At 65.3% G+C, this 13,998-nt stretch carries 14 protein-coding genes and 4 tRNA genes; 10 read left to right on the top strand and 8 right to left on the bottom strand.

Annotated features, from left to right (window positions below):
• Positions 1–201: 201 nt before the first annotated feature.
• Complete coding sequence (locus tag A5711_RS17305) at positions 202–1,401, top strand: cytochrome P450 (RefSeq protein WP_067948596.1); 1,200 nt, start codon at positions 202–204, stop codon at positions 1,399–1,401.
• Between the two features lie 66 nt (positions 1,402–1,467).
• On the opposite strand, the gene A5711_RS17310 is transcribed toward A5711_RS17305, so the two are convergent.
• From A5711_RS17310 to A5711_RS17320, 3 genes are all read right to left on the bottom strand, one after another.
• Positions 1,468–1,544 (bottom strand) — tRNA-Phe (locus A5711_RS17310).
• A 26-nt stretch (positions 1,545–1,570) separates the two neighbouring features.
• Positions 1,571–1,647 (bottom strand) — tRNA-Asp (locus A5711_RS17315).
• Positions 1,648–1,676: 29 nt separating this feature from the next.
• A tRNA-Glu gene (locus A5711_RS17320) sits at positions 1,677–1,749 on the bottom strand.
• A 124-nt stretch (positions 1,750–1,873) separates the two neighbouring features.
• On the opposite strand from A5711_RS17320, the gene A5711_RS17325 reads away from it, so the two are divergent.
• Positions 1,874–1,946: transfer RNA gene (locus A5711_RS17325), tRNA-Lys, on the top strand.
• Positions 1,947–1,978: 32 nt separating this feature from the next.
• Here A5711_RS17325 and A5711_RS17330 read toward each other — a convergent pair.
• Positions 1,979–2,878, bottom strand: coding sequence for a class I SAM-dependent methyltransferase (locus A5711_RS17330; RefSeq protein WP_067948598.1), 900 nt, complete (start codon positions 2,876–2,878; stop codon positions 1,979–1,981).
• 89 nt (positions 2,879–2,967) lie between these two features.
• On the opposite strand from A5711_RS17330, the gene A5711_RS17335 reads away from it, so the two are divergent.
• From A5711_RS17335 to A5711_RS17345, 3 genes are read left to right on the top strand one after another with little or no spacing between them, the layout of a single operon-like run.
• Positions 2,968–3,468, top strand: a complete 501-nt coding sequence (locus tag A5711_RS17335) for a nucleoside deaminase (protein ID WP_067948600.1) — start codon at positions 2,968–2,970, stop codon at positions 3,466–3,468.
• A 55-nt stretch (positions 3,469–3,523) separates the two neighbouring features.
• The gene (locus A5711_RS17340) at positions 3,524–3,931 is read left to right on the top strand and encodes a metalloregulator ArsR/SmtB family transcription factor (protein ID WP_082953309.1); all 408 of its coding nucleotides are present in this window, start codon (positions 3,524–3,526) and stop codon (positions 3,929–3,931) included.
• 42 nt (positions 3,932–3,973) lie between these two features.
• Positions 3,974–4,174: a zinc transporter Slc39a7 gene (locus A5711_RS17345; RefSeq protein WP_067948601.1), complete on the top strand. Its 201-nt coding sequence runs from the start codon at positions 3,974–3,976 to the stop codon at positions 4,172–4,174.
• A 6-nt stretch (positions 4,175–4,180) separates the two neighbouring features.
• Here the strand turns inward: A5711_RS17345 and A5711_RS17350 are convergent, their stop codons facing one another.
• A complete protein-coding gene (locus tag A5711_RS17350; protein WP_067948603.1) occupies positions 4,181–5,215 on the bottom strand; it encodes an oxygenase MpaB family protein in 1,035 nt (344 codons plus the stop codon).
• A gap of 67 nt (positions 5,216–5,282) precedes the next feature.
• On the opposite strand from A5711_RS17350, the gene A5711_RS17355 reads away from it, so the two are divergent.
• The 5 genes from A5711_RS17355 (at position 5,283) to phoU (ending at position 11,221) form a co-directional block, all read left to right on the top strand.
• On the top strand, positions 5,283–5,888 hold the full coding sequence (locus tag A5711_RS17355; protein WP_067948605.1) for a TetR/AcrR family transcriptional regulator: 606 nt from the start codon (positions 5,283–5,285) through the stop codon (positions 5,886–5,888).
• Positions 5,889–6,071: 183 nt separating this feature from the next.
• Positions 6,072–7,094, top strand: coding sequence for an acyl-ACP desaturase (locus tag A5711_RS17360; protein WP_067948607.1), 1,023 nt, complete (start codon positions 6,072–6,074; stop codon positions 7,092–7,094).
• A 7-nt stretch (positions 7,095–7,101) separates the two neighbouring features.
• Positions 7,102–8,235: a tRNA dihydrouridine synthase DusB gene (gene dusB / locus A5711_RS17365; protein ID WP_067948609.1), complete on the top strand. Its 1,134-nt coding sequence runs from the start codon at positions 7,102–7,104 to the stop codon at positions 8,233–8,235.
• Between the two features lie 222 nt (positions 8,236–8,457).
• The gene (locus A5711_RS17370; RefSeq protein WP_067948611.1) at positions 8,458–10,494 is read left to right on the top strand and encodes an LCP family protein; all 2,037 of its coding nucleotides are present in this window, start codon (positions 8,458–8,460) and stop codon (positions 10,492–10,494) included.
• A gap of 58 nt (positions 10,495–10,552) precedes the next feature.
• Positions 10,553–11,221 carry a phosphate signaling complex protein PhoU gene (gene phoU, locus A5711_RS17375; RefSeq protein ID WP_067948613.1) on the top strand — a complete coding sequence of 223 codons (669 nt, stop codon included), beginning with the start codon at positions 10,553–10,555 and terminating at the stop codon, positions 11,219–11,221.
• Between the two features lie 10 nt (positions 11,222–11,231).
• Here the strand turns inward: phoU and pstB are convergent, their stop codons facing one another.
• The 3 genes from pstB to pstC are packed head-to-tail and all read right to left on the bottom strand — an operon-like array spanning position 11,232 to position 13,967.
• The gene (pstB, locus tag A5711_RS17380) at positions 11,232–12,008 is read right to left on the bottom strand and encodes a phosphate ABC transporter ATP-binding protein PstB (protein WP_046186002.1); all 777 of its coding nucleotides are present in this window, start codon (positions 12,006–12,008) and stop codon (positions 11,232–11,234) included.
• 13 nt (positions 12,009–12,021) lie between these two features.
• A complete protein-coding gene (gene pstA / locus A5711_RS17385; protein ID WP_067948674.1) occupies positions 12,022–12,936 on the bottom strand; it encodes a phosphate ABC transporter permease PstA in 915 nt (304 codons plus the stop codon).
• Complete coding sequence (pstC, locus tag A5711_RS17390; protein ID WP_369829945.1) at positions 12,933–13,967, bottom strand: phosphate ABC transporter permease subunit PstC; 1,035 nt, start codon at positions 13,965–13,967, stop codon at positions 12,933–12,935. The genes pstA and pstC overlap by 4 nt, the downstream gene beginning before the upstream one ends.
• Between the last annotated feature and the right edge of the window lie 31 nt (positions 13,968–13,998).

The raw sequence follows: 13,998 nt of genomic DNA on the forward strand, positions 1-13,998 counted from the left end.
TCGCACGTGCCAGTCCATGCGAAATCTCAGCAATACGCGCTCACCTGCCGCGCTGAAGTTCTTGTTCACCACACCGCGGGGATCCGCGACTGTCGACGACTGACGCGACATTCTGCTCTGATTTGTCTTGTCAGTTGGCGCTAGGTCTGCTGTGATACAGCCAAGGAATCGGCAGGTTTCACTGCACCAGGAGAACGGACCATGACCGTGACTGAGGTCAACGACATTCGGTACGACCCCTACGATGTGGGACTTCTGGCCGATCCCTACCCGACGTTCCGGCGGCTGCGCGAGGAGTCGCCGCTGTACTACAACGAGCAATACGATTTCTATGCGCTCAGTCGTTTCCAGGACGTGAGTCGTGCGCTTGTCGACACCGCCACGTTCAGTTCAGCCCGCGGAATGATCCTCGAAGTGATCAAAGCGAACATCGAAATACCGCCCGGGATCATCGTTTTCGAAGACCCACCGGTTCATGACATCCATCGCAAATTGCTCGCGCGGATGTTCACCCCCCGCAAGATCGCCGAACTCGAGGACAAGATTCGCGCATTTTGCGCACAATGTCTCGACCCTCTCGTCGGGACTGGACGTTTCGATTTCATCGCCGATCTCGGCGCTCAGATGCCGATGAGAGTCATCGGAATGCTGGTCGGCATTCCCGAAGACGCCCAAGAACATGTCCGGGAACGCTCGAATGCCTCGTTGCTCACCGAGGCCGGCCAACCCATGACACTGGCCTCGGAAGGCGTCCACTACGACGAGGTGTTCGCCGCCTATCTCGACTGGCGCGCCGAACACCCCTCCGACGACATCACGACCGAACTCCTCAACGTCGAATTCGACGACGAGACAGGAGTCCGCCGAACCCTGACTCGCGACGAAATCCTGCTTTACATCAGCCTCGTCGCCTCCGCAGGCAACGAGACCACCACCCGACTCCTCGGCTGGGCCGGAAAAGTCCTCGCCGACCACTCCGACCAGCGGCGCGAAATCGCAGCCGACCATCGGTTGATTCCGCAGACGATCGAGGAGCTGCTGCGCTACGAACCCCCCGTACCGCACCTCGCCCGCTACGTCACCCGTGATACCGAGTGGTACGGCCACACAGTGCCCGAAGGCAGCGTCATGATGCCGCTGATCGCATCAGCGTGCCGCGACCATCGCCAATTCCCGCCTGACGGAGACCGGTTCGACATTCATCGCCAGCCGCGTCAGCACCTGGCATTCAGCGTGGGAGCTCACTTCTGCCTAGGAGCGGCACTCGCCAGGCTGGAGGCACGAATCGCGCTCGAGGAAATTTTCAAGCGCTTCCCCGAATGGGACATCGACACCCAGAACGCACACTTGTCATCAGCGTCGGCTGTCCGAGGCTGGGAATCGATGCCCGCGTTCATCTAGCTCAGACGCATCGGCACGGATTCCAGGCCCGCGGATGCTCAGAGGACCACTCCGTGTCATCAAGACTGGTGGCCAGGGGCGGGATCGAACCGCCGACCTTCCGCTTTTCAGGCGGACGCTCGTACCGACTGAGCTACCTGGCCGGAAGGCATGTAGTGCCTCGCCGAGTTGGCGACCCTGACGGGACTCGAACCCGCGACCTCCGCCGTGACAGGGCGGCGCGCTAACCAACTGCGCCACAGGGCCTTGCTGCTGCTCCGCGTCGCCGCGTCGCGTACCCCCAACGGGATTCGAACCCGTGCTACCGCCGTGAAAGGGCGGCGTCCTAGGCCACTAGACGATGGGGGCCAGAACCGAATCACTCCGGGGTACTCGCAACGTGGTTTCGTTAGGAGCCACGTCAGCTTAGGTCACTGTGTGCCCAATCCTCAAACGAGCCGGGTTTGTGGCCCAAGTATCCTGAATCTCCGCGGCCCCTATAGCTCAGTTGGTAGAGCTACGGACTTTTAATCCGCAGGTCCTAGGTTCGAGTCCTAGTGGGGGCACCGAAGCGTTTTTGGCCTCGGTCGATCGGCACTCAGCGCCCGAGCACCGCGCTGCTGTAGGTGACATCGGCGAAGGCTTGGGCGACCTCGTCGTCGGCGTAGACGAAGCCGTTGGCCGCGTGCAGTTCCGCGACCGTGCGCGACGACGTCCGCCAACCACGCTCGTCGAGGTGGTCGACGATGTGGCTGCGCTCCCCGTGATAGACGAGGTCGTTGAAGTCGACCTCGAACCCGAGCTCGCTCATCCGGTCGTGGTGGGCGCGCCAGCGGGGGTCGGCGAAAACGGCGGTGTCCGGCACGAAGTCGAAGGCCAGCCGGCTGCCGGGAGCGCTCAACGCGGTGATGTTGTCGAACAGCGCGTCCTGGGCCGCCTCGGGCAAATACACCAGTAGACCCTCGGCGCTCCACGCCGACGGAGCCTGCGGATCGAATCCGGCGGCGCGCAGCGCCGTGGCCCAGTCGTCACGCAGGTCGATGGCGACGGTGCGCCGCTCGGCAGTCGGCTCGGCGCCCAGATCGTCCAGGGTCAGCGTCTTGAATTCGATGACCTGCGGCATGTCGACCTCATAGACGACGGTGCCCGCCGGCCACGGCAGGCGGTAGGCGCGCGCGTCAAGCCCCGACGCCAGGATCACCGCCTGGCTGATCCCGCTCCGCGTTGCGTCCAAGAAGAAGTCGTCATAAAACCTTGTGCGGCAAGCCATCCCCCGCGCCATCCGGTGCGGATCGAACTCGGAAGCCCCACCGGCCGGGATCTCGCCGTTCACCAGCCGGACGTAGACGTCGATCCCGACGGCGCGCACCAGCGGCGCCGCATAGGGGTCGTCGATCAGCTTCGCGTCGGAGGACAGGGCGCGCTGGGCGGCGACCATCGTCGCCGTCGCACCCACGCTCGTCGCCAGGTCCCAACGGTCTCGATCGGTGCGCGCCATGGTGCTCCCTCATCCCGACCAATTAAATAGATGATCTAGTCAGTATCACAGGACTCAGTCCCGAAGCCCGCGGGACTACCCTCCGGCCTATGACCGACTTCGCCCAGCGGACGATCGACCTGGCCCGGCGCAACGTCGCGGAGGGCGGTCGGCCGTTCGCGACGGTGATCGTCAAAGACGGGGAGGTCCTCGCCGAGAGCGCCAACAAAGTGGCCCAGACGCACGACCCGACGGCCCACGCGGAAATCCTGGCCATCCGGGAGGCGTGCATGAAGCTGGGCACCGAGCACCTGGTCGACTGCACGATCTACGTGATGGCCCATCCGTGTCCGATGTGCCTCGGCTCGCTGTACTACTGCTCGCCCAAGGAAGTCGTCTTCCTGATCACCCGCGAGGCCTACGAGCGGTACTACCTCGATGACCGCAAGTACTTCGAGGTCTCCACCTTCTACGACGAATTCGCCAAGAGCTGGGACCGGCGACGTCTGCCAATGCGCTACCAGCCCCAAGAAGGCGCGCTGGAGGTGTACCGGCTCTGGAACGAGGGCAACGGTGGTCAGCGCCGGTCCACGGTCGTCCCGTCATCCTAGGAAGCCCGAGCAAGCAGCCGTTGGCAGCGCCGCGCAGCTTGAATACTATTTGCGTATGCATGCAGGTAGTAGCGAAGGCCGGTTGCCGGACGATCAGGCGAGTCTGGTGGTTGAGGTCTTCCGGATGCTGGCCGACGCCACCCGCGTGCAGGTGCTGTGGTCGCTGACCGACCGCGAGATGTCGGTCAACGAACTCGCCGAACACGTCCGCAAGCCGGCGCCGTCGGTCTCCCAGCACCTGGCGAAGCTGCGGATGGCGCGCTTGGTCCGCACCCGCCGGGAGGGAACCACCATCTTCTACAGCCTCGAAAACGACCACGTCCGTCAGCTCGTCATGGACGCGGTCTTCAACGCCGAGCACGCGGGTCCGGGCGTGCCCGGCCATCACCGCAGGGATGGCGGCCTGAAGGCGGTCGCCGAATCAGCGCCCACACAGAGCCGGCGGGGCAGCGGCACCAAGTGAATGAGAAGTTGGCACAACGCCTTTGACCCAGGGAGACGCATCATGACCGAGCAGCACACACATGACGCGCCGCACGCGCACGAACACGAGCACGGCGACGTCACCCACGCGCACGCACACATCGCGCATGAACACGACCACGTCCAGCATGAACACGCCCACGGCCACGCCGACGGCACCGAGCACAGCCATCCGCACGTGCACCAGGCGGGCCTGGAGGACGTGCACGGTCACGTCCACTAGAGGGCGCTAAACCTGGGGGCAGTAGTGGCTTGGGTCGCCGCGCCGGTCCAGCGGCGGCAGGTTGCGTGCCGGCGTCTGGGGCAGCGGCGCGTCGGGCGGGATGCGCCCGGAGGCGCGGTCTAGGCCGGCACGGGCCCGCGGGTGCTTGCGGTACCTGGGCGGTACAAACGCGAAGATCAGCCGCACCAGCTTGCCGAAGCGCCGGTGCAACCACTCGTCGCGGTCGGTCCACTGAAAGCCCAACCGTTCGCGAACGGCTGGGTGGTACAAGCCGACTGTGAGCCAAACGAAGAACGGCCGCGACAGCTTGGTCAGGCCACCCCACAGCCAATCCGGCAGCCACGGAGCGATCGGCAGCTTGTCATATATGGTCAGGTCGAGCACTGCCCGCGTCGCGTAATTGTCCTCTAACACGTTGCGGCACATGTGGTCCCAGTAGGCCTGAAACTCTTCCCAGGTCTTTGGCACCGGACGCATGCTCATGCCGTACATCCGGTACCACTGAATGTGTTCGTCGAAGAGTTGCCGCTTTTCGGCTTCGGTCAGACCGCCGCCGAACCGTTCGGCCACCAGGATTGTTCCCATGAAGAAAGTGGAGTGTGCCCAATAAAAGACGTCGGGGTTCAGTGCGTGATACCGACGCCCTTGGTCATCCACACCCTTGATGTCGGTGTGGTAGTCGCGGACCTCGGCACCCGTCGTCGGAGCGCGGTCTCCGTCGAAGACCACCCCGCCGATCGGGTACAGCGACCGCATCACCCGCGGCAACGGTTCCCGGAAGAACGTCGAGTGTTGCTCGACGGCGGCGCCCAACTGGGGATGCATGTTCTGCATGGATCCCGCGAACGGCCCCTGCAGCATGCCGCGCCAGTCGCCGAAGTACCGCCAGGTCAGCGATTCGGGGCCGAGCGGGAGTGGTGGCGCGTCGTAACCGAGGGGCGACACCGGGCAGCCGCCGGCCACACCGGGCACCTCGTCCTCGGGTGTAGCCGAAGCGACGTCGCTGGTCAGCGGACAGGGTCCGGACGTATGTTGAGGCACTATTGGGTTCCTGTAGGTATCTGCAAATCTGACTACACGCGTTGTCAATTTAAAGCTTAGGAGCGATGTGCAGTCCGGTCAACGACGGGGCCGTTGGACCGGCGTCCCCTTGGGGGATCGCCTTGCCCTCCGCCGCGACGACCTCATCGCCGCCGGTGTCCAATTGCTCGGCAGCGACAGTCGACCGGCGTTGACCGTGCGTGCCGTGTGCCGCAAAGCCGCGCTGACCGAACGCTACTTCTACGAAAGCTTTTCGGACCGCGACGAATTCGTGCGCGCGGTCTACGACGACGTATGTACGCGCGCAATGAATACCCTCACCTCCGCGAACACCCCACGCGAGGCCGTCGAAAAGTTCGTCGAGCTCATGGTCGACGACCCGATCCGTGGGCGCGTGTTGTTGCTGGCCCCGGCGGTCGAGCCGGTATTGACGCGCTCGGGTGCGGAGTGGATGCCCAGCTTCATCGAACTGCTCCAGCGCAAGTTGTCGCGGATCGGCGATCCCGTGCTGCAGAAGATGATCGCCACCAGCCTGGTCGGCGGCCTGTCCAGCCTGTTCACCGCATACCTGAACGGCCAGCTCGGCGCGACGCGCAAACAATTCATCGACTACTGCGTCGACATCCTGTACATCACGGCGGCCCCGTACGTGCCCGCCCCAGACCTGGGTTAAGCGCGGCTGTCTGTTTACCGACCGTGGCGCGCCGGCAACTCGTAAAACGTGCACTTGTGGACCGCGCGGCGCGCAGAATATGGCATCTAACCGTTACCGCGGCGCGCGGCCGGGCAGCTTGATGCTACTGATGTACACAGATATATTGACTGCTACCCGTCGACACAGATAACTGGAGGCCCCATGTCAGCGGAGCTGACAAACCTACAGCTGCTACACGAGCTCGAACCGGTGGTCGAGAAGTGCCTCAACCGGCACGAGAGCATGCACAAGAACTGGAACCCGCACGACTACATCCCGTGGTCGGACGGCAAGAACTTCTACGCGCTGGGCGGGCAGGACTGGCACCCCGAGGAGAGCAAGCTCTCCGATCTCGCCCAGGTGGCGATGGTGCAGAACCTGATGACGGAAGACAACCTGCCGTCATATCACCGCGAGATCGCGATGAACTTCGGCCTGGACGGCCCGTGGGGCCAGTGGGTTAACCGGTGGACCGCCGAGGAGAACCGGCACGGTATCGCGCTGCGTGACTACCTGGTGGTGACCCGTGCGGTCGACCCGGTCGAACTGGAGAAACTGCGCATCGAGGTGGTGAACCGCGGCTTCAGCCCCGGCCAGAACCAGCAGGTTCGGGCCGACCTGTTCGCCGAGAGCCTGTTCGACTCCGTCATCTACGTGACCTTCCAGGAGCTGGCGACCCGCATTTCGCACCGCAACACCGGCAAGGCCTGCAACGAGACCATCGCCGACCAATTGCTGGCGAAGATCTCCGCCGACGAGAACCTGCACATGATCTTCTACCGGGACGTCAGCGAGGCCGGGTTTGAGATCGCGCCCAACCAGGCAATGAAAGAGCTGCACAAGGTGCTGCGCAACTTCCAGATGCCGGGCTACCAGGTTCCCGAGTTCCGGCGCAAAGCCGTCTTCATCGCCGTCGGGGGGGTCTACGATCCCCGCATCCACCTCGACGACGTCGTCATGCCCGTCCTGAAGAAATGGCGCATCTTCGAGCGCGAGGACTTCACCGGTGAGGCGGCGGCGATGCGCGACGACCTCGCCCTGCTGATCAAGGAACTCGAGCAGGCCTGCGACAAGTTCGAGATCTCGAAGCAGCGCCAGCTCGAGCGGGAAGCCCGAACCGGCAAGAAGACCACCGCGTTCGAGCTGCATCAAACCGCCGGCAAGCTGGCTATGAGCCGCCGGTAACTCAGCGTTGCGCATCGGTCCCATCACGCTCGCCAGCCCGGTGGTGCTGGCCCCAATGGCGGGCGTGACCAACGTTGCCTTTCGAACCCTGTGTCGTGAACTAGAGCAGTCGAAGGTCGGCACGGTCAGCGGGCTCTATGTCTGCGAGATGGTGACGGCGCGGGCGCTCGTCGAACGCCACCCGGTCACCATGCACATGACCACCTTCGCGCCGGACGAGTCGCCGCGCTCGTTGCAGCTCTACACGGTCGATCCGGCGACCACGTACGCCGCGGCCAAGATGATCGCCGACGAGGGCCTGGCCGATCACATCGACATGAATTTCGGCTGTCCGGTGCCCAAGGTCACCAAACGCGGCGGCGGGGCCGCACTGCCGTACAAGCGTCGGCTGTTCGGGCAGATCGTCGCCGCGGCGGTGCGCGCAACCGAAGGCACCGACATCCCGGTGACCGTCAAATTCCGCGTCGGCATCGACGACGAGCACCACACCCACCTCGATGCCGGCCGCATCGCCGAATCGGAGGGCGCCGCCGCGGTCGCGCTGCACGCCCGCACGGCGGCGCAACGCTACTCGGGCACCGCAGATTGGGAGCAGATCGCCCTGCTCAAACAACACGTGACCACGATCCCGGTGTTGGGTAACGGCGACATCTACGACGCGAGTGACGCGCTGGCGATGATGGCCAGCACCGGATGCGACGGCGTCGTCATCGGCCGCGGCTGCCTCGGCCGGCCCTGGCTTTTCGCCGAACTCTCGGCCGCGTTCACCGGCAGCCCGGCTCCCGTCCCGCCCACGCTGGGCGAGGTAGCCGACATCGTTCGCCGGCATGGGCGGTTGCTGGCCGCGCACTTCGGCGAGGACAAGGGCATGCGCGACATTCGCAAGCACATCGGCTGGTACCTGCACGGCTTCCCGGCCGGCTCGGAGCTGCGGCGCGCGCTGGCGATGGTCAAGACGCTCGACGAACTCGATTCGCTGCTAAGCCAATTGGACGGGCGTGTGCCCTTCCCGGACGCGGCGAGCGGCCCCCGGGGCCGGCAGGGCTCGCCCGCCAGGGTGGCACTGCCCGAGGGCTGGCTGGCCGACCCGGATGACTGCACCGTGCCGGCCGGCGCCGACGTGATGCACTCCGGAGGCTGATCGACCGCGCGAAATCGCGTCCGGACAGATAACTCAGTACGATGTGGACCTTGCTGCATTGCGCGTTGCTGCGGCGGATCGGTAACGCGCCGCTGCCCGGGCGCGACAAAGGAGTGCGACCCACGGGTGGCATGGGCCGCAGCGCTGATATGCCAAGCGTTGGGCCGACATTGCGCACGGATACGCTGACAGCCGCATCAGAGCTTCGGAGGCCGGTAAGACATGCGTGACGCCGAGGACGACGCCACTCGCGGCGCCCGGCGCGCTGCGCTTGGCGCGGCCCCCTGGGAGCGGTTCTCGGAGCCCCCGGCTGACTACAGTCGCCATCTCTGGCAGACCGAGACCGCGGTCGAGCCGGTCCCGTCCCGAGCCGCCGACGACGAAGAATCCGGATCCCACACCGCGGGCGGAGTCAGCGTCGCCGACCTGATCGCGAAACTCGGCGCCCCGTCGACCGGCCGGTCCACCCACCGTCGCGCCGAGCCGGACGTCGAACCGGTCATTGAACCGACGCCAGCCGAATCGGACGTGCCGGTGGAGCTGCAGAAAACCCAGGTGATCGAGGACCTGGCCTATTCGCTCGACGCGGTCTCGGAGCTCCCCGACCTCGACGCCGCCGAGCATCCGAGCGGCCAGGAATCCTCATCCGACGAGCCTCGCGACGCTCAGCGGCGGACATCCCGGCGCCGCAGGCCGATGCTGCTGGCCGCGCGCTCGGTGGCGGCGCTGCTCGCGGCGCTTACCCTGGCCATGACCGGCGGGGCGTGGCAATGGAGCACATCGAAGAACGCCCGGCTCAACACCATCAACGCTCTCGACCAGGACTCCAGCGACATCCGCGACCGCAACGGCCAATACGGGGACGAAGACTTCTTGATCGTCGGCCTTGACTCGCGCGCCGGTGACAACGCGAACATGGGCGCCGGCAGCACCGACGACGCGGATGGCGCCCGTTCGGACACCGTGATGCTGGTCAACATCCCGGCCAACCGCAAACGCGTGGTGGCGGTGTCATTCCCGCGCGACCTGGCGATCACCCCGATGCAGTGCGAGGCGTGGAACCCGGACACGGGTAAATACGGGCCCCTCTACGACGCGAAGACCAAATCCTGGGGCCCGAAAATGGTCTACACCGAGACCAAACTGAACTCGGCATTCGCCTTCGGCGGCCCGAAGTGTCTGGTCAAGGAGATCCAGAAGCTATCCGGTTTGAACATCAACCGCTTCATCGCCGTCGACTTCGCGGGGTTCGCCAAGATGGTCGACGCCCTGGGCGGTGTGGAGGTGTGCTCGAAAACCGCGCTGCATGACTACGAGCTCGGCACGGTGCTCGATCACGGTGGCCGCCAAGTCTTGGACGGCTCGACCGCCCTGAATTACGTGCGAGCCCGCCAGGTCACCACCGAAACCAACGGGGACTACGGGCGGATCAAACGCCAGCAGCTGTTCCTGTCCTCGCTGCTGCGCTCGCTGATCTCCGAGGACACGCTGCTCGACCTCAACAAGCTCAACAATGTCGTCAACATGTTCATCAGCGACACCGTCGTCGACAACGTGCAGTCGAAAGACTTGATCCAACTCGGTCAGTCGTTGCAGGGCATGGCGGCCGGGCACGTCACGTTCGTCACCGTGCCGACCGGCGTCACCGACCAGAACGGCGACGAGCCGCCGCGCATGGCCGACATGCGGGCACTGTTCGACGCCATCATCAACGACGATCCGCTGCCCGAGGAAAACGACCAGAACGCAAAGAGTCTCGGAACTTCCGATGACAAGTCCGAGCAGATGAAGGCGCCCGCCACCAAGAATGCGCCGGCCCCCACCCCGGCGCCCGAGGCCCGACACGAGCAGGTCACCACCACCACGCCGAGCGATGTCACGGTGCGCGTCTCCAACGCGACGACGCAGAGCGGCCTGGCGGCCACCGCGACCAGCCAGCTCAAGCGGGACGGCTTCAACGTGATGACCCCGGACGACTACCCGAGCTCGGTGAACACGACGACGGTGTTGTTCTCGCCCGGCAACGAGCAGGCGGCCGCGACCGTGGCGTCTTCCTTCGCCAATGCGAAGGTGCAGCGAGTGTCCGGCTACGGGCAGGTCGTTCAGGTGGTGCTCGGACCCGACTTCAAGTCGGTCGCCACTCCCCAACCGAGCGGCTCGTCGATCAGCTTGCAGATCGAACGCGGCTCGGGCAGCGCCCCGGCCAAGCTGCCCGAGGACCTGACCGTCACCAACGCCGCCGACACCACCTGCGAGTAAGCACGTTTGGCGGCGCTCCACCGCCCGTTTTCTCCGCCGAGAACGTAGGCTTGGCGACATGCGGACCGCCTACCATGAGCAGCTCTCGGAGTTATCCGAGCGGCTCGGCGAGATGTGCGGGCTGGCGGGCATCGCCATGGAGCGGGCCACCCAAGCCCTGCTGCAGGCCGACCTGGTGCTGGCCGAACAGGTGATTTCGGATCACGAGAAGATCGCCACACTCAGCGCCCGCGCCGAGGAAAGCGCCTTCGTGCTGCTGGCCCTACAGGCGCCGGTCGCCGGTGATCTGCGGTCCATCGTGAGCGCCATTCAAATGGTGGCCGACATCGACCGGATGGGCGCGCTGGCCCTGCACGTCGCGAAGATCGCCCGACGCCGGCATCCCCAACACGCGCTGCCCGAAGAGGTCAATGGCTACTTCGCCGAAATGGGCAGGGTCGCAGTCGAATTGGGGAACAGCGCGCAAGAAGTGGTGATGTCTCGCGATCCGGAGAAGGCCGCCCGGATCCGCGAAGAGGACGACGCGATGGACGATCTGCACCGCCATCTGTTCTCGGTGCTGATGGACCGCGAATGGAAGTACGGTGTGGCTGCCGCCGTCGACGTGACACTCCTGGGCCGGTTCTACGAGCGCTTCGCCGACCACGCGGTCGAAGTGGCCAGGCGCGTCATCTTCCAGGCGACCGGCAAGCTGCCCGAAGAGGAAACGAACCCGGCCTCGCAATAACGGATCAGCTCTAGCCGAAGCGGCCGGAGATGTAGTCCTCCGTCGCCTTCTGGCTCGGGTTGGAGAAGATCTTCTCGGTGTCATCGACCTCGATCAACCGCCCCGGCTTTCCGACGGCTTCCAGGTTGAAGAACGCGGTGTAGTCGCTGACCCGCGCCGCCTGCTGCATGTTGTGCGTGACGATGACGATCGTGTAGTCCTGCTTCAGCTCGCTGATCAACTCCTCGATGGCCATCGTCGAGATCGGGTCCAGCGCGGAGCACGGCTCGTCCATGAGCAGCACGTCGGGCTGCACGGCGATCGCCCGCGCGATGCACAAGCGCTGCTGCTGACCACCCGACAATCCGCCGCCCGGCCTGTCCAACCGGTCCTTGACCTCATCCCACAGGTTCGCGCCCCGCAGCGAGTATTCGGCGGTCTCGTCGAGCACCTTGCGATTGCGCACGCCCTGCAGCTTCAAACCCGCCACCACGTTGTCGCGAATCGACATGGCGGGGAACGGGTTCGGTCGCTGGAACACCATTCCGATCGCCCGCCGCACACCGACGGGATCAACCCCGGCGCCGTAGATGTCCTCGTCGTCGAGGAGCACGCTGCCCTCAACCCGGCCGCCGGGGACCACCTCATGCATCCGGTTGAGCGTGCGCAGCACCGTCGTCTTGCCACACCCTGACGGACCGATGAACGCGGTCACACTGCGGGGCAGGATCGACAGCGTCACATCCCCTACCGCGTGGAACGAACCGTAGTAGATGTTGACGGCTTTGAGGTCCAACCGCTTTGCCACTTAGTGCTCCTGCCTATGACTTTCTGGCGCCAAGAAACTTCGCTATCACTCGGGCCCCGATGTTGATGGTGGCGATCACCAGGATGAGGGTTAGGGCGGCACCCCACAACCGATCCGTGGGGACCGGATTCACGCCGGCACCGGCGCTGGTCTGGTTGTACATCATGCCGGGTAGCGTCCCCATGAATCCACTGAAGATGTCGAAGCTCATAGATTGCGAGTAACCGACGAGAATCAGCAACGGGGCCGTCTCGCCCATGACCCTGGCCACCGCCAGCATGATGCCCGTGATGATGCCGGAGACCCCGGTGGGAAGCACCACCCTGACGATCGTCTTCCACTTCGGGATGCCCAGCGCATAACTGGCCTCGCGAAGGTCCACCGGGACGATCCGCAGCATCTCCTCGGTGGCTCGCACGATCACCGGCAGCATCAACAGAACCAGCGCGAGCGACACCGCGAACTCGGAGCGAGGAAGGCCCAACGTCGCCACGAACAGCGCGTAAATGAACAACGCCGCCACGATCGAGGGCACTCCGCTCAGGACGTCCACCATGAACGTGGCCAGCCTGCCCAGCGGCGTGCCGCCCCCATATTCGGCCAGATAGATGGCGAGCATGAGGCCGATCGGGATGGAGATCAGCGCGCATACCACTCCCTGCAAGACGGTGCCGACGATCGCGTGATAGGCGCCGCCGCCGGCCACGAAGGCCGTCATGCCCGCTTGCGAGTGGGTCCACCAAACGGTCGACGCGATCGCCTTGAAGCCCTTGGCGATCACCGAGTAGAGCACCAACAGCAGGGGCGTCACCGCAGTCACCATCGACAGCGAAACCAGCACCACGGCAACATGATCCGTGACCCGGCGGCGCCGGCTCGGCCGGGAGAACGTGCGCGGCTTCAGCGGGCGGTCCAACATCGAGGTCATCGCCCGGCGCCCCATCTGGTTTTGGAGGCGGCGCCGCGCGCCAACGCGTCGACCAGGAAGGTGAGCACGAAGAGCGCCAGCCCCGCGGCGATGTATGCGCCGGCCTTGTATTGGTCATTGAACTGCGCCACGGTGCCCGCGATCTTGGTCGCGACGGTGGAGCCGCCGTCGAACAGCGACCAGCCGAACGCCGCCTGCGTCCCGCGCAAGATGATCAGCAGGGCGACCGTCTCGCCCATCGCGCGGCCCAGTCCCAGCACCGCTGCGCTGATGTATCCCGACCGCCCGAACGGCAGCACGATCGTCTGCACAACCTCCCAACGGGTGGCGCCCAGGGCCAGCGCGGCCTCGACCTGCTCCTGTGGTGCCTGGACGAACACCTCGCGGGTGACGGCGGTGATGATCGGCAGGATCATCACCGCCAGGACGATGCCGCCGGTGAAGATGGTGCCGCCGCCGGCCACCGACGCGTTGCCGTCGGCGAACAGGAAGCACCAGCCCAGGGAGTGGTTCAGCCAGGTGGCCAGCGGTCGCAGCTGCGGCGCCAGCACATGCAGGCCCCACACGCCGTAAATGATGGAGGGGACCCCCGCCAGGAGATCTACGGCGTAGGCCAGCGAGGCGGCGGCGCGCCTCGGCGAGTACTGCGTGATGAAGATGGCGACCCCCAGCGCGACGGGCATGGCCAGGATCAACGCGAACGCCGACACGAACACGGTGACCTTCAGCAGATCGGAGATGCCGAAGTGCATGGCCGACGTGTCGGTGGTGATCCAGTTGCCGCCGTGGACGAAAAAGTTCTCCCGGTTGCGCCTCAAGGCCGGGATGGCCCGCAGTAACAGGAATCCACCGATTGCCCCGATGACGACGACGATCAGCAAGCCTGAGCCCTTGGCCAGCCAACGAAACGCACGATCCCCGACGTGTGGGCGCGCAGCTCCCCACGGGTTGATCGGTATCACCGGCGCCTCCGGGAAGGGCGCGGCGACGGTCGCGCCCGAGCCGGCGTCGATCGGGTTTGGCGTGGTCACTGTGATCCCAGCACAGTTCTCTCGCTCCTTA

The sequence above is a fragment of the Mycobacterium sp. E2238 genome (assembly GCF_001672665.1).
Lineage (GTDB): Bacteria > Actinomycetota > Actinomycetes > Mycobacteriales > Mycobacteriaceae > Mycobacterium.